The 19,098-nt window shown below is 66.4% G+C and carries 18 protein-coding genes; 12 read left to right on the top strand and 6 right to left on the bottom strand.

Features of this window, described 5'->3' with window-relative positions; all coding sequences use genetic code 11:
• The first annotated feature begins 66 nt into the window (after nucleotides 1-66).
• From scpB to AB0C34_RS22925, 5 genes are all read left to right on the top strand, one after another.
• Complete coding sequence (gene scpB / locus AB0C34_RS22905) at nucleotides 67-738, top strand: SMC-Scp complex subunit ScpB (RefSeq protein WP_357076431.1); 672 nt, start codon at nucleotides 67-69, stop codon at nucleotides 736-738.
• Between the two features lie 9 nt (nucleotides 739-747).
• A complete protein-coding gene (locus tag AB0C34_RS22910; RefSeq protein WP_357076434.1) occupies nucleotides 748-1,821 on the top strand; it encodes a pseudouridine synthase in 1,074 nt (357 codons plus the stop codon).
• 35 nt (nucleotides 1,822-1,856) lie between these two features.
• Complete coding sequence (gene cmk, locus AB0C34_RS22915) at nucleotides 1,857-2,564, top strand: (d)CMP kinase (protein ID WP_357076437.1); 708 nt, start codon at nucleotides 1,857-1,859, stop codon at nucleotides 2,562-2,564.
• Nucleotides 2,561-3,979, top strand: coding sequence for a ribosome biogenesis GTPase Der (gene der / locus AB0C34_RS22920; protein WP_357076441.1), 1,419 nt, complete (start codon nucleotides 2,561-2,563; stop codon nucleotides 3,977-3,979). Before cmk ends, der begins: the two co-directional genes overlap by 4 nt.
• 481 nt (nucleotides 3,980-4,460) lie before the next feature.
• Nucleotides 4,461-5,219, top strand: a complete 759-nt coding sequence (locus AB0C34_RS22925) for an acyl-ACP thioesterase domain-containing protein (RefSeq protein WP_357076444.1) — start codon at nucleotides 4,461-4,463, stop codon at nucleotides 5,217-5,219.
• Here AB0C34_RS22925 and AB0C34_RS22930 read toward each other — a convergent pair.
• Complete coding sequence (locus AB0C34_RS22930) at nucleotides 5,216-6,703, bottom strand: mannitol dehydrogenase family protein (RefSeq protein ID WP_357076447.1); 1,488 nt, start codon at nucleotides 6,701-6,703, stop codon at nucleotides 5,216-5,218. The genes AB0C34_RS22925 and AB0C34_RS22930 overlap by 4 nt on opposite strands.
• 335 nt (nucleotides 6,704-7,038) lie before the next feature.
• Between AB0C34_RS22930 and AB0C34_RS22935 the strand changes: the two genes are divergently transcribed.
• Both AB0C34_RS22935 and AB0C34_RS22940 read left to right on the top strand, forming a co-directional pair.
• Nucleotides 7,039-7,509: a ferritin-like domain-containing protein gene (locus AB0C34_RS22935; RefSeq protein ID WP_357076450.1), complete on the top strand. Its 471-nt coding sequence runs from the start codon at nucleotides 7,039-7,041 to the stop codon at nucleotides 7,507-7,509.
• Complete coding sequence (locus AB0C34_RS22940; RefSeq protein ID WP_357076453.1) at nucleotides 7,482-7,949, top strand: anti-sigma factor; 468 nt, start codon at nucleotides 7,482-7,484, stop codon at nucleotides 7,947-7,949. The genes AB0C34_RS22935 and AB0C34_RS22940 overlap by 28 nt, the downstream gene beginning before the upstream one ends.
• 140 nt (nucleotides 7,950-8,089) lie before the next feature.
• Here AB0C34_RS22940 and AB0C34_RS22945 read toward each other — a convergent pair whose 3' ends face one another.
• Both AB0C34_RS22945 and AB0C34_RS22950 read right to left on the bottom strand, forming a co-directional pair.
• Nucleotides 8,090-9,454, bottom strand: coding sequence for a wax ester/triacylglycerol synthase family O-acyltransferase (locus AB0C34_RS22945; protein ID WP_357076456.1), 1,365 nt, complete (start codon nucleotides 9,452-9,454; stop codon nucleotides 8,090-8,092).
• A gap of 186 nt (nucleotides 9,455-9,640) precedes the next feature.
• Nucleotides 9,641-10,291, bottom strand: a complete 651-nt coding sequence (locus AB0C34_RS22950) for a hypothetical protein (protein ID WP_357076458.1) — start codon at nucleotides 10,289-10,291, stop codon at nucleotides 9,641-9,643.
• Between the two features lie 47 nt (nucleotides 10,292-10,338).
• On the opposite strand from AB0C34_RS22950, the gene AB0C34_RS22955 reads away from it, so the two are divergent.
• The 3 genes from AB0C34_RS22955 (at nucleotide 10,339) to AB0C34_RS22965 (ending at nucleotide 11,830) form a co-directional block, all read left to right on the top strand.
• Nucleotides 10,339-10,536 (top strand): hypothetical protein, encoded by a 198-nt coding sequence (locus AB0C34_RS22955; RefSeq protein WP_357076461.1) that lies wholly within the window; start codon nucleotides 10,339-10,341, stop codon nucleotides 10,534-10,536.
• Complete coding sequence (locus AB0C34_RS22960; RefSeq protein ID WP_357076464.1) at nucleotides 10,536-11,210, top strand: DUF2252 family protein; 675 nt, start codon at nucleotides 10,536-10,538, stop codon at nucleotides 11,208-11,210. The genes AB0C34_RS22955 and AB0C34_RS22960 overlap by 1 nt, the downstream gene beginning before the upstream one ends.
• Before the next feature lie 98 nt (nucleotides 11,211-11,308).
• Complete coding sequence (locus AB0C34_RS22965; RefSeq protein WP_357076467.1) at nucleotides 11,309-11,830, top strand: hypothetical protein; 522 nt, start codon at nucleotides 11,309-11,311, stop codon at nucleotides 11,828-11,830.
• A gap of 50 nt (nucleotides 11,831-11,880) precedes the next feature.
• Here AB0C34_RS22965 and AB0C34_RS22970 read toward each other — a convergent pair whose 3' ends face one another.
• Nucleotides 11,881-12,648, bottom strand: coding sequence for a hypothetical protein (locus AB0C34_RS22970; RefSeq protein ID WP_357076470.1), 768 nt, complete (start codon nucleotides 12,646-12,648; stop codon nucleotides 11,881-11,883).
• 679 nt (nucleotides 12,649-13,327) lie between these two features.
• Between AB0C34_RS22970 and AB0C34_RS22975 the strand changes: the two genes are divergently transcribed.
• Together AB0C34_RS22975 and AB0C34_RS22980 are read left to right on the top strand one after the other, a co-directional pair.
• Nucleotides 13,328-13,891 carry a DUF2165 domain-containing protein gene (locus AB0C34_RS22975; RefSeq protein WP_357076473.1) on the top strand — a complete coding sequence of 188 codons (564 nt, stop codon included), beginning with the start codon at nucleotides 13,328-13,330 and terminating at the stop codon, nucleotides 13,889-13,891.
• 298 nt (nucleotides 13,892-14,189) lie between these two features.
• Nucleotides 14,190-15,446: a cytochrome P450 gene (locus AB0C34_RS22980; protein WP_357076476.1), complete on the top strand. Its 1,257-nt coding sequence runs from the start codon at nucleotides 14,190-14,192 to the stop codon at nucleotides 15,444-15,446.
• Between the two features lie 158 nt (nucleotides 15,447-15,604).
• Here the strand turns inward: AB0C34_RS22980 and AB0C34_RS22985 are convergent, their stop codons facing one another.
• Together AB0C34_RS22985 and AB0C34_RS22990 are read right to left on the bottom strand one after the other, a co-directional pair.
• Nucleotides 15,605-16,957: a DUF5933 domain-containing protein gene (locus tag AB0C34_RS22985; RefSeq protein WP_357076479.1), complete on the bottom strand. Its 1,353-nt coding sequence runs from the start codon at nucleotides 16,955-16,957 to the stop codon at nucleotides 15,605-15,607.
• 162 nt (nucleotides 16,958-17,119) lie between these two features.
• Nucleotides 17,120-18,565 (bottom strand): lipase maturation factor family protein, encoded by a 1,446-nt coding sequence (locus AB0C34_RS22990; RefSeq protein ID WP_357076482.1) that lies wholly within the window; start codon nucleotides 18,563-18,565, stop codon nucleotides 17,120-17,122.
• Nucleotides 18,566-19,098: the final 533 nt, after the last annotated feature.

The following is a 19,098-nucleotide window of genomic DNA, read 5'->3' on the forward strand; positions in this document are numbered from 1 at the left end:
GCGAGCGGATCGACGACACCGTGGGTGAGGCACGCCGGTGAGGGCGCGTCATCGAGTGAACCGAGGATGCGGAGCGCAGTGGTGAGCGAGGCAGTGGCGGAACTCACCCCGGAACCGCTCGAGGATGCGGAGTTCCGTTCGGCGCTGGAGGCCATCCTGCTGGTCGTGGACGCGCCTGCCACGGTAGAGCAGCTCGCGGCCGCCTTGGACGACAGCACCGAGCGGGTCGGGGCCACGCTGCGCGCGATGTCCGCGGAACTGTCCGCCCGGGCCAGTGGAATCGATCTGCGTTTCGTCGGGGACGGCTGGCGCTTCTATACTCGCACCGAGTACGCACCCTATGTGGAACGGATGCTGCTCGACGGTTCCCGTTCGAAACTGACACGGGCCGCTTTGGAAACGCTGGCGGTGGTGGCATATCGTCAGCCGGTGACTCGGACCAGGGTCAGCGCGGTGCGCGGCGTCAATGTCGACGGCGTGATACGCACGCTGCTGGCCAGGGGCTTGATCGCCGAGGTAGGCGTCGACCCGGAGACGAACGGGACGCAGTACCGCACGACCGAACTGTTCCTGGAACGGATCGGACTCGCGTCGCTGAGCGACTTGCCGCCGCTGGCGCCTCTGCTTCCCGGCGTCGACCTGATCGATGAGATCAATGAGAGCCTGGAGACGGACCCTCGTTACACCAGGCTGAAGAAACCCGCCGAGTCCGATTTGGATCTCGGCACCGAAGAGTGACAGGACAAGATGAATACGCCCGCTCGCCGAGATGGCACACCGGATCGTAGAAAACGCGGCACCCAGCCCGAACGGGGTGGTTCGGGCCGCAACGCGGGCGCCAGGGACGCCCGCTCGGCGCAACGGGGGAGCACTCCCCGTGGCGCACAGCAAGAGGGCGGCGGCGCCCATCGCGGAGCATCATCGGCGAGCGGTCAGCGCCATGGCGCCCAGTCCGCCCCGATCGGCAAGAAGAAGCCCAAGCCGCAGCGTCAGGTCGCACAGCCCACCCTGCTGAGCAACGCCAAGCCCGCGCGCCGCCAGCACGTCGAGCCGGCAGACGGGGCTGCCCATCCGAAGCTGCCGTGGGGTGAGGGAGAACGGCTGCAGAAGGTACTCGCGAAGGCGGGGGTCGCCTCGCGCCGCGCCGCCGAGGAGATGATCGCGCAGGGTCGCGTCGAGGTCGACGGTTTGATCGTGCGTGAGCAAGGCCTTCGCATCGATCCGCAGAACGCGGTGGTGCGGGTCGACGGCACCCGGGTGATGGTGCGCGAGGAATTGGTGCACGTCGCTCTGAACAAGCCCAAGGGCTGGCAGTCGACCATGTCCGACGACCTGGGACGTCCCTGCGTCGGCGATATCGTGGCCGAGCGGATCGCCGCCGGTCAGCGCCTGTTCCATGTCGGAAGACTCGACGCCGATACCGAGGGCCTGCTGTTGCTGACCAACGACGGTGATCTCGCGCACCGGCTCATGCACCCGTCCTTCGAGGTCTCCAAGACCTATCTGGCGACGGTGAATGGTGAGGTCAATCGCGCGGTCACCAAGCGGCTCAAGGAGGGCGTCGAGTTGGAGGACGGTCCGGCCAGGGTCGATAGTTTCCAGGTGCTCGAACTGGGCGAGGGACGGTCGCTGGTGAAGCTGGTGTTGCACGAGGGGCGCAAGCACATCGTGCGCCGGCTGCTGGACGCGGTCGGTCATCCGGTCACCCGGCTGGTGCGCACGAATATCGGTCCGGTCGCGCTCGGCGACCAACGGCCTGGCACGCTGCGTGTGCTCGGCCGCGATGAAGTCGGCAAACTCTACGAGGCGGTGTCGTTGTGAACGGTGTGGAGATCCCGGTCGAGGTGCCGAGGCGGATGTCTGGTGCAAGCCCGCTGGTGGTCGCCATGGACGGGCCGTCGGGTACCGGCAAGTCCAGCGTTTCGCGGCTGCTGGCCAACCGTCTCGACGCGCGCTATCTCGACACCGGCGCCATGTACCGGGTCGCGACCCTGCGTGTGCTGCGCGCGGGTATCGAACTCACCGACACCGCCGCCATCGCCGTGGCGGTCAAGGAGTTGCCGCTGTCCATCGGCACCGACCCGAGTCGTGAGGTGATTCGGCTCGACGGCGAGGACGTCTCGTCGGAGATCCGCGGCGATGCCGTCACCAAGGCGGTCTCCGCGGTCTCGGCGGTGCCCGAGGTCCGTGAGTTGCTCGTTGCTCTGCAGCGTGACCTCACCACGGCCGCCCGGCGAATCGTCGTGGAGGGCCGTGACATCGGCACAGTCGTACTGCCGGACGCGGACGCGAAGATCTATCTGACCGCCTCCGCGGAGGCGCGCGCCGAGCGGCGCAACCAGCAGAACATCGCCGAGGGTCGCGGTGACGACTACGCGGGCGTGCTGGCCGATGTGCAGCGTCGCGACACCCTCGACTCGACCCGCAAGATATCGCCACTGCGTCCGGCCGCGGACGCGGTGCTGGTCGACACCAGTGAGCTGACCATGGACGAGGTTATCGACGAGCTGTACGGCGTTGTCGCGCGGCAGCTTTCAGCGAGCCGGGCGGGGAGTGACCGATGAGCGAAGACGTGTTGGCCGGTGACGGTGTCTGGAGCGACGAAACCGACTGGGAGTTGTCCGATCTCGCCGGTGAATTCGAGGATGCGGCCCATGTCGCGATGCCGACGCTCGCCGTGGTCGGTCGTCCGAACGTGGGCAAGTCGACGCTGGTGAACCGGATCATCGGTCGTCGTGAGGCGGTCGTCGAGGACATCCCCGGTGTGACCCGCGACCGCGTGTCCTACGAGGCGAACTGGGCGGGTCGCCGCTTCCTTGTTCAGGACACCGGCGGGTGGGAGCCCGACGCGAAGGGATTGCAGCAGTCGGTGGCCAGGCAGGCCGAACTGGCCATGCAGACCGCCGACGCGATCCTGCTGGTGGTCGACGCCGTCGTCGGCGCCACCGCCACGGACGAAGCCGCGGTGCGGAAACTGCGTCGTTCCGAGGTCCCGGTGATCCTGGTCGCCAACAAGGTCGACGACCAGCGGGTGGAAGCCGACGCCGCGGCGCTGTGGTCGCTCGGCCTCGGCGAGCCGCGCATGGTGAGCGCCACGCATGGCCGCGGCACCGGCGATCTGCTCGATGACGTGCTGGGTGCGCTTCCGGAGACCCCGCGCGAGGGGACCGGTGGCACCGGCCCGCGGCGAGTCGCGCTGGTAGGCAAGCCCAATGTCGGCAAGTCGAGCCTGCTGAACAAACTGTCCGGCGACGAGCGCTCGGTGGTGCACGATGTTGCGGGCACCACGGTCGATCCGGTCGATACGCTCGTCGAACTGGGCGACAAGGTCTGGAAGTTCGTCGACACCGCCGGGTTGCGTCGCAAGGTGTCCAACGCCAGTGGCACCGAGTTCTACGCATCGCTGCGCACCAAGTCCGCGTTGGAGGCCTCCGAGGTGGCGATCATGCTGATCGACGCGTCGCAGCCGATCACCGAGCAGGACCTGCGGGTGATCAGCATGGTCGCCGATTCGGGTCGCGCGTTGGTGCTGGCGTTCAACAAGTGGGACCTCGTCGACGAGGACCGGCGCCTGCAGTTGGAGCGTGAGGTCGATCGGGATCTGGTCCGGGTGCCGTGGGCGCAGCGGGTGAACATCTCCGCACACACCGGTCGTGCGGTGCAGAAACTGGTGCCCGCTATGGAAACCGCGTTGGAATCCTGGGACAAGCGTATTCCGACGGGCAGGCTGAACACTTGGCTGAAGGAAGTGATCGCGGCGACCCCGCCGCCGATGCGTGGCGGTAGGTTGCCTCGCGTGCTGTTCGCCACGCAGGCCTCCAGCCGGCCACCGACATTCGTGCTGTTCACCACTGGCTTCCTGGAGGCAGGCTATCGCCGATTCTTGGAGCGCAGATTGCGCGAAGAGTTCGGCTTCGATGGCTCGCCCGTCCGCATTTCGGTGCGGGTGCGGGAGAAACGGGATCGTTCGAGGAAGTAGACGCTTGCCATGAGGCCCCGGGAGCCACGCTCCGCGGGGCATCATGCTTGTCCGGGATGGATCGCCGCCTTGGGCCAGGAGGGCTCGGGCAACAGGCCGGAGCGGACCGTCGACGCGCTGTCCGGCGTGAGAGGCACGAACCCGAATACGGCCGTCGACGGCACCGGCACCCCACGCCGAGAGGGTCGCTCACATCGGGGTGGGATCGTCCGTCCCCCGGTCGGCAAGCGGGGCCTTTCGGTTGAATGGACAACACTTGGCAATCATCTTTGCGGTGTGATCCAGCGGATGGTCATCATCCCGGGCCCGGGGCGCTCGCCCACGGTCTTGCCGATAAAGCGGCGCATATGCCCAGGTGTAGTGGGTAAATGTTCGGGGTAGCCGGTCAATTGGCGGTCATCCGCCGGGGATGCCGATCATATCGTCGCCGTCCGGCGCGTCCGACTTAGCGCGATTGGCAAATACCTGGCATTATCCGGTCATGGTCATACCCAGCGTATTGCCGGAACGTCCGACCGAAGCAATCCCGTTCGAGACGGGCTGGCCGGTCCGCCTTGCCGACACCGACGGCGATCAGCGCCTGCGCCTCGACAGCGTCGCGCGCTACCTGCAAGACATCGGTTTCGAACATCTCGAGGTCGTCGAGGGCGGCGACACCCATCGTGCGTGGGTGGTCCGCCGAACGGTGATCGACGTACTCGAACCCATTGCCTTTGGCGAACGGGTCGACTTGCGTCGGTGGTGCTCCGGTCTGTCGACGCGGTGGTGCAATATGCGCGTCCAGGTGCGCGGAAGTCAGGGCGGTCTGGTGGAGACCGAGGGCTTCCTGATCCACTTCGGTGCCGAGTCCGGCGTGCCGGCCCGGATGAGCGACCGCTTCATGGCGCCGTTGCAGGCCGGCACGACCGAACACCGGCTGCGGTGGAAAGCCGCACTCACCGACCCGCTGCCTGCCGCCGACCAACCCGGCGTCCTGACCAGACCGTTCCCGCTCCGGGCCACCGATATCGATATGTTCGACCACGTGAACAACGCGGTCTACCTCAGTGCGGTCGAGGAGATTCTCGCCGATCACGCCGATCTGAAATCCGGTCCGCATCGCGCTGTCATCGAGTACCTGAAGCCGGTACGCTCCGGCGACGACCTGCGCCTCATCGGCCGCCGCACCGGCTCGGTCCTCGATCTCTGGTTCGCTGTCGGCGAGGAGGCTCGCGCGGTCGCGCGGGTAGCCTCGCGCTAACCTGCGAGGGCCTCGACGGTGGCGCGGGCTCCTCTGGTGTGCAGCGAGTTCATGGCCGCCAGATATGCGGTAACGAATCGGGGCTCGTCGATCAGATCGCCGAACACAAAGCGTGCACCGAGGAAAGCGGTGGGTCGCTCACGCTCCCGCCGTGCTAGCGGAACCAACAGGTCGCGCATCGGGTCCACGATCTCGATCGGCTCACCCTGCTCGTCGATCCCCTCGGCATAGCGCGCCCAGCTCGCGACAACCGTTGCCGCGCAGGTGATGTCGCCGTCCGCGGCGAGTTGGTGACGGACCACCGGCAGGAGCCATTTCGGAATCCGGTCGGAAGATTCCGCGCACAGCCGAGCAATGGTGTCGCCGATCGCGGGGTTGGCGAACCGTTCGAGCAGTGTCTGTTTGTATCGACCCAGATCGACCCCGGGCACCGCGCGCAGTGTCGGAGTGGCCTCGACGTCCATATAGCGCAACAGGAATCGCCGGAATGCCGGATCCTGTGCCGCCTCGTGGACCAACCGATAGCCGCTCAGATATCCGAGGTAGCACAACGCTTGGTGGCTCGCGTTCAACAGCCGCAGTTTCATCAGCTCATAAGGGGCGACGTCGTCGACGAGTTGCACGCCGACATCGTCGAAGGCGGGCCGGCCGAGACCGAACGAATCTTCCAGTACCCATTGCGTATACGGCTCCGCCAACACCGGCCAGCGGTCGGTCACCCCGTAGCGCCGTTCGACTTCGCCCGTGGCCCCGGGCGGAGTCACCGGGGTGATCCGGTCCACCATCGAATTCGGGAACCGCACCTGGTCTGTCACCCACGCGCCGAGCTCGGGATCGCGCAGTGTGGCGAACGCGGCGAGCATCCGTCGCGCGACGTTCCCGTTTCCCTCGATGTTGTCGCACGACATCACAGTGAACGGTTCGACACCACGCTCTCTTCGCCGCGCCAGCGCTTCGGTGACGAGTCCGAACACGGTGGCGGGCGGCGCGTCCGCCCGAAGATCGGCACGAATGGCGGGATCGTCGGCGTCGAACTCACCGGTGGCTGCGGCGATGTGGTAGCCGCCTTCGGTGATGGTGAGTGAGACGATGCGGGTGGCCGGAGCGGCGAGCTTCTCCAGCACGGCCTCCGGGTCGTCGGGCGCGTAGCGGTATTCGAGGATCGAGCCGATCACCCTGGTTGTCCACGTGCCATCCGGTGTGACGGTCGAGAGCGTATACAGGCCGTCCTGCGCCGCGAGCACGTCGCGCATTCTGCGGTCCCCAGGCAACACGCCGATTCCGCAGATACCCCACTCGCGCGCCGTGCCGCGCTCCAGCAGCCGATCGAGGTACATCGCCTGATGGGCGCGATGGAAGCCGCCGACCCCGAAATGTACTATGCCGGTGGATATTCCGGATCGGTCATAGGTGGGTGTCGAGACGCGGCGGATGCAGTCCACCGTCGTCGCGGCCCGCAGCGGGATCGGTGTGCCCGCTACCATCTCGCATCCCGAGGTGTTGGGTATGTCACATTCTGGATGCTACTTGCTGTGCGTACCAGATCGCCTTGTGCGCAATGTTCGGTGCGAAGATCACGCGGCTACGGATGCGCCATCGGCGGACGCCCTTGATCCAATACGCCGCCCTGACGTCGGATGAGTTGGCCGTCGCGCGAGCGGCGGCCGTTCGGATCGGGCTGGGGGCACCACGCACTGTGCGATTACGTGCGGTGCGGGCTTCGACAACCGGCGTAGGGCGCGCTGACCGGCCGATGTTTAACGTCGAGGAGGTGGGTAGCCCGTGATGACCAGGGACTGACGGAAGAAAGGCGGAAGCGATGACCGAGCCCATCACGAGCACCCTCGATCCAGAACAGCAGCGCATCGCGGGAGAGACCCTGCGTGCGACAGTGTTCGACCTGATCGACCTGTCGCTGATCGCCGAACACGCGCACTACGACGTCATCGGCGCCGACTTCCGTTCGGCTCACCTGGCATTGGATGAATTGGTCATTGCGGCACGGGAGTTCACCGATGCGGTCGTGGAGCACGCCACCGCGATCGGGGTGAGACCGGATAATCGCGCCGCGACAGTGGCCGAGGATTCCGGCGCGATCGGGATCGTCGGCGGCTGGCAGCGCGACACCGACGCGGTCGCCGGCAGCCTTGCCGCAGTGCTCAATCGACTGCGCGAGCGCATCGCTGCCACCGAGAAAGCCGATCCGGTCACTCGGGACCTCTTCCTGGCCATCGCCGCCCGACTCGAGCAGCTGCACGGGATGTGGCAAGCGCAGCTCGCAGCGGTCTGATGCGCGTGATCACCGACACGTTCGGCGCGCGGACCGCGGCCGGCGCAACGGTATCCGTCAGGATTCCCGCCGCGGCCCGGCATTTGGCCATGGTGCGCGGGATGGCCGACACGGTGTGCTTGGTGGCCGACTTTCCGCTCGACGCGGCCGCCGACATCCGGCTGGCAATCAGCGAGATCGCCAGCATGTTGATAGTCGACGCCGCGCCTGGCTCCTTGCTCGGTTGTGCGTTCACCTACAGCGCGAATCGGATGGATGTGCGGGTCGATGCCGTCTCCGAGCGAAAAGTCGAAGTCAGTGGCGATCCGCTGACCTGGGAACTGGTGCGTATGCTCACCAGCTCGATATCGGTGTTCCGTGACCCGTGTGCGACAGACGCGGGCGGATATCGGACCGCCATCGAATTCAGGTGGGAACGAGGACGTGTCGACGATACGTGAGTTCACTACCGACCGGACCGACGCAGCCGGCTACGACGATGTCGAGTACTGCCGGCCGCGCCGGACGAGTTCGACCCGCCTCGGGCTGCGCTGCGGGAGAAACTGATGCGCCAGACCGTCGCAGCGGTGCACCCCTCCCTTCAGCGGACCGCGTCCTCCAGATCGGTCAGCGACGACTCCAGGTGGTCGAGCAGCCGGGTCACCTCCGGCACGCTGCGCCGGCAGGCGACGATGCCGATGTCGAGGTTATCGGCATTGTTGGTGAGGGTGATGTTGATCGCCTGGCCGTCGATGGGGATCGAGAGCGGGAAGCTGGCGTCGAGGCGGGCGCCGTTCCAATAGCGGGTTTCGCGCGGTCCCGGCACATTGGAGATGACGATGTTGAAAGGCGGGCTCGTCAGCGCGACCGTGGCGGGCATGAGCAGCGACAGCGCGAGCGGGCTCAGCGTCAGCGCGGAAAGCGAAACGGCCTGCGCGGGGGAGAGTGCGCGATAGATGTCTTTGCTGCGCCGCATCGAGAAACTGATCGCCGTCAGCCGTGCGGCAGGGTCTGCGATGTCGGTGGCGAGGTTGCACAACAATGCCGCCAGCGCATTGCCGCCGATATCGCTGTCGTCGGAGTCCTGCCGTAGCGACACCGGCACCATCGCCACCAATGGCTTGTCGGGGAGGGCGTGGTGCTCGATCAGGTAGGTTCGCAGCGCTCCCGCCGTCACGGCGAGGATCACATCGTTGACCGTCGCATCGGTCGCCTTCTTGATCTGCCGCACCCGGTCCAGCGGCCAGGAGCGGGCAGCGCAGCGGCGGGCCCCGCCGATCGGGACGTTGAACAGGGTGCGCGGCGCCGCGAACGGCAGAGTCAGTTGCTGTTCGACGAGCGCGGCGCGGGCGAGGCGCAGCGCTGTCGGCGCGGCGCCGGCCGCGGCGGCCATCCCGCGTGTCATCGCACCGAATGAACGCGGGCGCGGCGGATTCTCGGCGCGGCGATCGGAGGGCGGAAGATGCCATGGCACCAGCGCTTCTTTGGCGTCGGGGTCCGTGGTGAGCGTGCGTTGCACCAAGCGCTGGGCGGCGACGCCATCGATGAGGGCGTGGTGCATCTTGCAATACATGCCGACTCGGTCGTCCGCGAGCCCTTCGATCAGATGCACTTCCCAGAGCGGCCGATGGCGGTCGAGCAGTGCGCTGTGCAGTCCGGCGGCGACCTCCACCAGCGCGTCGAGCGACCCGGCTTCCGGGAGTGCCCGACGCTGCACGTGATAGTCGAGTTCGATGGTGCTGTCGACCGTCCACGCAAGTTGCGGTGTGCCGAACAGCCTGGCCGGGCGCTTGCGGAAGGTGCGATGAAAATTCCGGTCGCCGGCCAGCGTCGCGTACGCGCGCCGGGCGAACTGCGATCCGGTGCTTTCCATCGGGTCGAAGATCTGCAGCGAACCGACATGCATCGGGTGCTCTCGGGATTCCGCGATGAGGAATAGGGCGTCGACCGGCGAGATGAATTCCATGGGCAAGTTCCCTCCTGACGACGCTGCAGCTTCGCCACGATCTGGTTCAGGCTCGGGGTGGCAGCGGCCGGGACGGGCATCCCTCATTTGTGCGCGGTGCCGGAGGGTTTCTGCGCGGTCGACGATCCACCAACCGTGATTCGACGCCGAATCCGACCCGGCTGGGAAGCTGTTTGCCGACCGCTCTCAGGACAGGCGGGTGAGCGGCCAGTCGGGCGGCAGCTCGAGCCGTTCGCTGATCATGTTGACCGCCGTGTGCAGCGCCTGGATCTCGTCGACCCCGGTGGCGATGGACGCGCCTTGCTCGCTGATGTGGAACCGGCACAGGTGGTTGCGCCGGTCAGCAGCCAGGTACGGCCTGCCGATGATGATCGACAGCGAGTTCTGGTCGTCGCGCAGGGTACGCGCGGCGATCATGGCCTGCGGCTCGTGCTCCACTGTGGTCGCTGCGTGCGATGGGCGGGTGGGGACGGCCGGGAATCGCGGATCGGACGGCTCGGCCACCGCGAACCGCGCCCCCTCATTGTTGGCCTGCCGCAGCTCGGCGGCGATCCCCTGGAATGCGCTGTAGAGCGCCGCGATGGAATCGGTGCCATGCGCCCACCGCTCTCCGATGCCCTGAATACGGAATCCACACACCACACCGGTGTCGCCCGGCGCCATCTGGGGTTTGCCGACCTCGATCGACACCTCCCGCGCCGCGTCGGCGACGGTGCGGGTGGCGATCACTTCCCTGATCCGTCGCCATTTAGTGCTCGCGATCGCACCGCGGTGCTCGGATTCGCGCACTGCGGACGTGGTCGTGTCACCCGTGACCCGCGCCTGTATCGCTCCCATAACGAATGGGGTACCCAACGTGCGTGCAGGTTTACCCTCCGGTTCGCGTGACCTGGACCGCAGGGCCGAACCCGGACGATAATCGCCGAATCGGTGCGGAATCGGCAGTGCCGGACCAGACGGTCGGCGCGATCGTCGTCCAGCAGAACGCGACCCGGCTGGCGGATCTGTTCCCGGTGCGCATCGGGCGCATGCTGCAATCGCCCCTCGCCCCTCGCCCCACTATCGTGGCGCGGGCACGGTGATGGCACCCGATCTCGCGGACAGCCCGATGACCGGTCTATACGTCGCGGCGTGCGGGGACGCTCCCGTGTCGAACTTCGGGCTGTTCGGATCGCCGGAACGCCGAGTGCTGTTCGACCTCAACGATTTCGACGAGGCGTATTCGGCGCCGGGGGAGTGGGATGTGCGCCGCTTGGTGGCCTCGGTATGGATAAGGGCCGGACCTGCTCGCATATCGAGGAACCTCCGAGCGGATCCCCTTGGGAGCCAGGGCGCCAGGGTCGTCGGTGCGCAGCGGGTGCCGCAGGCGCAGTCCGACCGGTTCCTCGGCTGGGTGCGCGGTGTCAGCGACGACGACAGCGTCCCGCGTGACTACTACATCCGGCAATTCCGAGACATGAAGAAGTCCGTCGTTTTAGAGTCGCTGACACCGCAGCGTACGGTCAGCTATGGCCGGCTGTGCGCGGCGTTGCTGGCGCGGGCGCACTGTCGGACTCGCGGTGCGGGTTTCATCGCAGGCTATCTCGGGGTTGGAGGCGGTTTCGCCGAGGCGATGGCGACCTGGGCCCGGATGCATGCCGATCGCGCCGAGCAGGACTACCGGTTGCTGGAGCGAGCGGTCAGGCGGGTGAATTGCCCGCTGAGTACGGCGTATGACCAGAGAAAAGCCCCACAGTGTGGGTGGCTGGTGTTGTGATGCCCGATCGCGCAAGATGGCAACCGGGTGGTTAACGTGCTGCGGGCTCGGCGCGCTCTCGCCGAGATGTGATGGTGGGCTCGCGACGACGAGGAGGGGTGGACGAAGTGGTCACGATTGCGCAATTGCGAGCAGTTCTGTCGATTCTGCGCGTCGACCCGGATGCGGTCGGTACGCGCGTCGGCCAGGGCGGCATGCGCGGTCCACACGCGGAGCGGGCAATGCTGGTCGGTTTACTACATCGGGTGGCGAGCAGCGAACTGCGGGAAGTCGTCACCACGACAATGGACGACGCCGAGGCCGCCATGGCGGCCGCGGCCAGCGCCTTGTCGGTGCACGGCGAAAATCCCACCGAACAAGCACGTTTCGACGCGCGCTGGCTGCACGAGCGGATCGGCGTCCTCGCGGCAGGCACCACCGTGGAGCCGGTGCCGGTCCTGCTCGACGCCGCCGCACGCTCCACCGACGCGGCCGAGGCTCTGCTCCAGCTCAGCCGCAATCCCCGGGGCGGCTCCGCCGAAGCGCGATGGCAGCGGGCGCTAGACGACCTGGGCCACGCCTACCACTTGATCAATGACGAGCGGGTAGGACGCTCGAACACGACGACGGCGCCGCTGTAGCGGCCCGGGGACTATCCCGACGGCGTCGTGCTCGCCGTCGGGATCCGAGGTCACTTCGGTTGTGCCGGTGCGGATCGTACGGACTTGTCGGCCCACTGGGTGGTCCCGTCGGCCGCCTGCAACGTGGTGAGCAGGTCCACGCCCACCGCGACGAGGGTCGGGCCGCCGACCACGATGGTTCCGAGGATGGCGCCGAGGCTGGCGCCGGTCAGCAGACCGGCCACGCAACCGAGCGCGATCGTGGCGATGCACCCGATCGTGGCGCCGATGGCGGTGCCGACGAAACCGCCGACCGCGGTAGCGAGTCCGAACTGACTGGCGAAGTTGTCCCGGGCACGCTGGTTTTCCACCATCGATGCCACCGGCTTCGCGACGAGCGGTTCGCCGATGACCAGGCCTTCGGGCCTCGTCGACGTCAGTTCCAGCACCGTCCCGTCTTTGCGCAATTCCGGCCGTACCGGGATCGCTGTGTCGGCGACGCGGAAGTCCAATGGCAACGTCATGGCGATGCGACCGTCCCGGTCCCGGATGTCCACCACGTCGATCACCTGTGCCAGATCGGCGCGGGTGCCGTTGCCGTCGACGAGCACTCCGTCGTGCTCGGTCAGCCGGGCGTTCGCGTCGGCGGCACCCTGATCGCGCAGTGCCTTGGACAACACGAACGTTCCGTCCTTCAACGCAGCGACCACCGTCTTGTCCACGAGTTGGACCGAGTAGCCGATGTCGGGTGCCGTCGGCTCGGCGTGGGCCACGGCCGAGTTGAGCGTCAAGGAACCGATAGCCAGTGTCGCTGCCGCAGTAATGCCGCGGAGTTGCATTTTTCGTCCATTCCGTCACCAGGATTCGCGGCTGCGTCTCGTGCGGGCGGACCCGCGCACTCCGGCGGCGCAAGCGCAGTCGCTGAGGTCGCTGAGTAGCCTATCAGCGCGCGCAGCAACACATAAGCATTCTGAGTGGACAAGGTCGAGCGTCTGCTTCGCGCGCGTACGGTGAGCCGACTGCGGGTCGCGGTCGAGGAACATCGCCTGAGTCTCGAACTGTGTCCACGACCCGTTGGTGTCGAAGTCGCTACAGACAACGATGAGCCAGGGCCGGAGGGGTTTTCGCTGCTCCGATATCTCGCTGCCGGCGATCGGTCGCCGATGCCACCGCGCCTTCGGTGTGCCGGTGTACGTCATTCAGGGGCCGTGGGCGCGCGATGACCAAGTGTGGTCCCCGCTCACCGGTCAACCGCGGCAGCCGTCGATTCGAATCGAGAAACAGTCCACCGTGTCGAGCTGATGGTGCGAGGGCCGGCGGTGGCGTTACTACCACCCAGCTCGAACATCGCCTCCGCCCTGAGTGATTCGGGGTATCATGCCGCAAGCCAAGCGACTCGGTTTGCGGCGCTGCGGAATTGGCGAAGTCGGGCGCACCGATGCCATCTCGCACTCAGGGAGATCCGGGACGTTCACGCTGATCGACAGTTCAACGGCTAGGCAACCCGAGGTAGGGCACATGCGATTCAGTGGTACGAAGTTTCTCGACGTGGTGGGGAGCCGTCGTATGGCGGTAGCGTTGTTGGCGACGATCACCGGGTTCTACTATCTTTTCGTCGCGGTTACCAACTGTACGGACACCGAGACCAATCGACATGCGGTTGCCGCAGTGCTTTCGATGAGGTCGACGATCCACAACCCGGGTACGGACTGGCGGGCAATCACCAACGGCGGCGTCGCCCTCGTCGCATACATTCTGATCGTGATCTGGGAGTACCTGACCGCATTCGTGCTGCTGGCCGCAGCGGCGGTGTGGGGTGGAGTGTTGACGGGGCGTCCCCGACGGTTCGCCGCCAGGTCGGATGTCGCGGTGAAATTGTCCAGCCTGGGTTGGACCATGGCGATGCTGCTGTTCGCGGGCGGATTCCTGACGGTCGCGGGCGAGTGGTTCCGGATGTGGGCGAACGATCAGGTCGACGCGTCGGGGGCCGCGCTGCAAAACTTCCTGATCGCCGCCGTCGGATTGATTCTCGTGCATCTGCCAGAGCCGGTCGGTCCGCAGTCGGAACCCAACCTCCGATGACGGGCCCTCGCGCGGGCCGACCGTAATACCCTGCGGCACTGGCACGGTGATCAGCGGGCCACCGAGCCCGAACGCCGGGAACAGCGCCTCGTGGTCGACCCGCGCATCGGACTCGGCATCGAGTACCGGTCGTTCCGGCAGGCGGATGATGTCGGTGGCCGACACGCTGCGTCTTGTCTCCCGTCCGACGCCGGTTCCCGGCTTGGCCGGCGTGAGTTGTTTGTCGGTGTGGTTTCGGGTGTGCGTGAACAGGTCATAGGCTCACGGAGTTTTGTTGTTCAACCGCCTGGAGTCTTTGATGACGATGTCCCCGCCCCCAGCGGACAGCCGATCCGGTCGTATCCACTACAGTTCGCCGTTCGATGTCGACGGACCACGGGTGTCGTTGTACTCGCCGGAGTTCTCGGCGGACCCGCACGGCTCCTATCGCGCGATGCGGGAACGGTATGGGTCGCTGGTGCCGGTGGAGTTGGTTCCAGGCGTGCCCGCCACCTTGGTGATCGGCTACTACACCGCAGTGCGAATCTTCAACGACCCGGGCCATTTTCCAGCCGACCCGCGTACCTGGCAGCAGAATGTTCCGGATGCCTGCCCGGTGCTTCCGCTCATGCAGTGGCGGCCGAACGCGCGGCGTAACGACGGCGCCGCGCATGCTCGCTATCGGCAAGCCAATACCGCTGGCCTCGACAAGATCGATCAATACAGCCTGCACGACACCGTCGCGCAGATCGCGGTCCCGCTGATCAACTCGTTTTGCGCGGACGGGTCCGTAGAACTGGTCCGCCAGTACGCGTTTCCGCTTGCTTTCGAGGTGCTGAACGCTTTGCTCGGTTGTCCGTCCGAGGTCGCCCAGCGCGCCGCGACCGGGATGGCCGCGATGTTCGAGGGCGTTGATGCGGAGCGCGGGAACAAGATGTTCATGGCCGCGGTGTTGGAGTTGATCCAACTCAAGCGAGTCGAACCCGGCGATGACGTGACGACGCGGATGTTGCAGCACCCGGCTGAGCTGAGTGATACCGAAATGGCGCATCAGGTGGGCACGCTGTACGGGGCGGGGATAGAACCGCAGCAGAATCTCATCGTCAACACCTTGCGGCTGATCCTGACCGACGAGCGGTTCGGCGGCAGTGTGCTGGGCGGGAGCCTGTCGACCAGGGACGCGCTCGACGAGGTGTTGTTCAACGATCCGCCGATGGCGAACTTCTGTTTCAGTTTTCCGAAGCAGCCGATCCTGGTCGACGACGTCTGGCTGCCCGCCCACCAACCTGTCATTATCAGCGTGGCCGCCTGCAACACAGACCCGGTGATCGGCACGGACCAATCCGCGGGCAACCGTGCCCACCTGGCTTTCGGTGGCGGACCGCATGTGTGCCCCGCCAGTTCGCTGGCTTACCTGATCGCGCAGGACGCCATCGACCAACTGCTCGACGCCCTTCCTGAGATACGCCTGGCAGTACCGGCCAGCGAGTTGACGTGGCGACCGGGTTCGTTTCACCGAGCCTTGACTGCATTGCCTGTCGTCTTCCCGAAATCGCCACTGCTACCTCCGATATAGCCGCGCATGAGCGTTGGGCCGAGGTCGCCGGTACAGATCGCCGAAGGTCTAGACGCTTGTCGCGCTGACGATCAGGTCCGCCGGTACTTCATGTCCTTGGCCCGCGCCGCTGCGACCCTCGGCTCGGCGGGCCGATGGTCGCAGCGGTGGAGACTGACTCAGCGGTTCGATGATCGCTGGCCGAACCGATCCGGTTGCACCGATGGGGCGGCGAACCAGGTGAGGGAGAACGCGATTGCCAGCGCGATGAACGCGCCGAGAATCGCGATGCCGAACGGGACCGGGTGGGTCGCCATCGGAACGGCGAGAAAGCGGATACACAAAAGTATCCCGCCGAAGGTGGCGATCCCCGTGGCCACGATCCGCACCCGGTGACGGTCCCAGCCGCGGTCCGGCTCGCGCAGCGCGGATTCGACGGTCAGGCACAGCGCCGCGCCCACGACGAGGTCGATGCCGTAATGGGCGCCGAGGCCGAGCGTCGCGACGAGCGTACACACCAGCCAGAACGTGCCGCCCCAGCGCAACCACAGCGGCCCGCGCCGGGAGTGGATGAACAGCGAAAGTGCCCAGGCTGTGTGCAGTGACGGCATGCAGTTGCGCGGTGTGATGGTGTCGAAGAGCAGCGGCCCGACCGAGGAGGGCAGCGCTGGAACAACATTCGGCCAGACATCGGTCACCTCGAAACCATGCCCCTGCGGCCCGAAGGCGAGCACCGGCCCTACCACAGGGAAGATCACGTACCAGATCGGTCCGATGAGTCCGAGCGTCAGAAACGTTCGCACCAGGTAGTGCCGGGGCCACCCACCCGTGACCACACCGCGCAGCTGCCAGGCGGCGACGACGATGGCCGCCATCGGAAGCTCGAAGTACACCCAACGCACGACGCCCGAGGCCACCGGTCCCGCCGCGTCGAGTGCGCGCCCGACCAGCCACGACGGATTGCCGAGCGCGCGATCCGCCACTTGCACGTACGGATCGAGGACCATCGGGCATGCCCACGCGGTGATGTCCAGCCAGATCTCGCCGACCTTCGTCGCGAAGATCAGCAGTGCCCCGAGAGCGATGGTGCGAAGCGCCGTGCGGCGTCGCTCCCCGTCGCACCGAACGACGGCGATCACCGCCAGTGCGGTGAGCACGATGGTCGGACCGTTGCCGACCGTGAACGGTCGTCCCTCGGTCGCCCGGATGGCCACGAAGGTCAGATCGATGGCCACCGCAGCGGCAAGAGCGCTCACGCGCACCCGAACCGTGAATCCGACCAGTGCCAACAGAAACCCTGCCCACGGTGTGGTCGCCGACTTCGGGGTGCCGGCATAGTCCCGAAGAAGACTGGTCAGCGGCCCGAGCGCGCCGATGTACGCGGCCATGAGTTCTCCGCCGACAAGCGCCAGCACCGCGGCCGCGATACCGCCCCAGACGACCACCGGTCGAAACCGACGCTGCTGAAGCCCCTCGACACCTATTCGCTCTGCCGCTGCGATCAAGCTCCGTTGCACGTCGTCCACAAGCATTGGGACATCGTAAACACGACATTAACGGGGGCTTACGCGCGGATGAGCCGCGCTGACCACCTGAGCGTTTCGCGCGGTTTCGTTCTGCCGCAGCGCGGGTGCGCCGGCTGTGGAGGGAGTCCGTCCACCTGATCACGGCCGGACGGTGACCGCGACGATCCACTACCGCGACTTGTAGTCCGCGTTCCGCATCGTCATCGGCGGGATCAATTCGCCGATCAGCGTGCGATGCCACCATGTTCGATCTCGTAGCAACTCGCGGCGGGTGGTGAAGCGATACTCGTAGACTCGCACCGCCACGTACTTCGGCGGGTTATCGGGAAAGGGGCAGCGTCGAAGCAGGCGCAGCGTGGCCGGGTCGTTTTCCAGCAGCCGCTGGAGGAACGGGATCAGCCATCCGCGCGCATAGAAGGGCGAGGTTGCCGCGAACCACATCAGCCAGTCGAGCCGCAGATGATAGGGAGCCCACTGCCGCGGCAGCCGACGCGGATCACCGGGTTTGCCTTTGAACTCGTATTCCCGCCACGGCGTCCGCTGGGTCAGTTCCGGCTCGTCGGTTCCTTCGATCACCAACTCGTGTCGGTTCCTGCCGACACTGCCGAAGGCGCCATACGTATTGCCCAGGTGATACGGGTTGAATGAGGCGTTCATCTGCTGGTGGCTGGAGACCATGTTGCGCACCGGCTGGTAGCTGAGGCACACCATCAGTACGGTCGTCGCGAGGACGAGTGCCACGAACCAGCGCGGTGCCCCGGATGCTCGTTGTGGCTCGGATAGCCGCAGCAGGGCCGCGGCGGACGACCCGTCGATCGCGGTGACGGCCAGCAGGATTGTCACCCAATTCAGCCAGGCGAAGTTGCCGGAAAGGACCAGCCACAACTGCGTGCCGATGATGATTGCGGCCGCGACACTCGCCACTGGTTGCGGCGCGAACAGTCCGAATGGCACCACGAGTTGGGCACAGTGGTTGGCCGCCGCTTCGATGCGATGCATCGGCTTGGGTAGATGGTGGAAAAACCAGCTGAGCGGCCCTGGCATCGGCTGTGTCTCATGGTGGTAGTACAGGCAGGTCAGATCGCGCCAGCACGAGTCGCCGCGCAGCTTGATCAGACCAGCGCCGAACTCCACGCGGAACAGCAGCCAGCGTGTCAGCCACAACACCGACACCGGCGGCGCCGTGCGGTCGTTGCCCAGCAAGATCGCCAGGAACCCGGCCTCCAGCAGCAACGACTCCCAGCCGAAGGCGTACCACGCCTGACCAACATTGATGATCGACAGGTACAGCACCCACAGCGTGGCCCACAGCAGCATCGCCGCCCACAGCGGCACGAGGTCGGTAACCCCGGCGACCATGGCGGCGGACAGCGCCGCGCCCGACCACGCGACCACTGCGAAGAACCGGTCGGAATAGTGCAGTTGGAACAGACTCGGCGCCCGGCGGAACGGTACCTGCCGCACGAACCGCGGTACCGGCAGCATTCCTTGTGCGCCGATGAGCGCCCGAAACTGCCGCGCCGCCGCCAGGAAGGCGAGCAGGTAGACCGCGGCGAGCCCGCGATGGAAGAGCAGTCTGCTCAGCCAGTAATCGGGTGCTGTGAACCATTCCATGCCCGCCGCTCCTCGGACCGCGAAAGTTCATCCGCATCAGCTGCGTACCCGGCGCCGGGTGCACTCTCATCAGGTAGGGAGCAGCCGTCAGCGCCGCTTTTCGCCACAACTTCGACCTTACTCATCGGCGGTAGGCAGTGTGACCGTCTCAGTCCACCACGCCGGCCCGATATCACGGCGTCCGCATCGCGGTATGGAGGTCTCATCTGTCGTGGCGGCGTGGCCGAGTGAGTCCATGGCTCGGACGTTTACCGAAAGACTGTTCGATCGGGTCCCGAAGGATTATTCGGGCCCCGCACAGCGTCCGCGGACCGCCATTCCGACGTTCGGGGCCGAGGTGGCTGCGCTGGCGTTTTTCTGGTGCCTGCGCTCGCGCTACCGACGAGTACTCGCCGTTGTCGTGGCACCCGGCTCCTGCGAAGGAATTCGACGCGATATCGATCGGGTTCGGAAAGCGGATCACCGCCGCCCACCTCGATTCGTGGCTGTCGAAGCGAACCGGCGTGACCAACCAAGGTATCGCCGCGACCGGA

Source organism: Nocardia sp. NPDC049220 (assembly GCF_040647855.1).
Lineage (GTDB): Bacteria > Actinomycetota > Actinomycetes > Mycobacteriales > Mycobacteriaceae > Nocardia.

What these genes read in the sequence shown, in the direction of transcription:
- scpB (WP_357076431.1), top strand. Translation starts at nt 67, where the DNA reads ATGCGGAGCGCAGTGGTGAGCGAGGCAGTGGCGGAACTCACCCCGGAA.
- AB0C34_RS22910 (WP_357076434.1), top strand. Translation starts at nt 748, where the DNA reads ATGAATACGCCCGCTCGCCGAGATGGCACACCGGATCGTAGAAAACGC.
- cmk (WP_357076437.1), top strand. Translation starts at nt 1,857, where the DNA reads ATGTCTGGTGCAAGCCCGCTGGTGGTCGCCATGGACGGGCCGTCGGGT.
- der (WP_357076441.1), top strand. Translation starts at nt 2,561, where the DNA reads ATGAGCGAAGACGTGTTGGCCGGTGACGGTGTCTGGAGCGACGAAACC.
- AB0C34_RS22925 (WP_357076444.1), top strand. Translation starts at nt 4,461, where the DNA reads ATGGTCATACCCAGCGTATTGCCGGAACGTCCGACCGAAGCAATCCCG.
- AB0C34_RS22930 (WP_357076447.1), bottom strand. Translation starts at nt 6,703, where the DNA reads ATGGTAGCGGGCACACCGATCCCGCTGCGGGCCGCGACGACGGTGGAC.
- AB0C34_RS22935 (WP_357076450.1), top strand. Translation starts at nt 7,039, where the DNA reads ATGACCGAGCCCATCACGAGCACCCTCGATCCAGAACAGCAGCGCATC.
- AB0C34_RS22945 (WP_357076456.1), bottom strand. Translation starts at nt 9,454, where the DNA reads ATGGAATTCATCTCGCCGGTCGACGCCCTATTCCTCATCGCGGAATCC.
- AB0C34_RS22950 (WP_357076458.1), bottom strand. Translation starts at nt 10,291, where the DNA reads ATGGGAGCGATACAGGCGCGGGTCACGGGTGACACGACCACGTCCGCA.
- AB0C34_RS22960 (WP_357076464.1), top strand. Translation starts at nt 10,536, where the DNA reads ATGGCACCCGATCTCGCGGACAGCCCGATGACCGGTCTATACGTCGCG.
- AB0C34_RS22970 (WP_357076470.1), bottom strand. Translation starts at nt 12,648, where the DNA reads ATGCAACTCCGCGGCATTACTGCGGCAGCGACACTGGCTATCGGTTCC.
- AB0C34_RS22975 (WP_357076473.1), top strand. Translation starts at nt 13,328, where the DNA reads ATGCGATTCAGTGGTACGAAGTTTCTCGACGTGGTGGGGAGCCGTCGT.
- AB0C34_RS22980 (WP_357076476.1), top strand. Translation starts at nt 14,190, where the DNA reads ATGACGATGTCCCCGCCCCCAGCGGACAGCCGATCCGGTCGTATCCAC.
- AB0C34_RS22985 (WP_357076479.1), bottom strand. Translation starts at nt 16,957, where the DNA reads ATGCTTGTGGACGACGTGCAACGGAGCTTGATCGCAGCGGCAGAGCGA.
- AB0C34_RS22990 (WP_357076482.1), bottom strand. Translation starts at nt 18,565, where the DNA reads ATGGAATGGTTCACAGCACCCGATTACTGGCTGAGCAGACTGCTCTTC.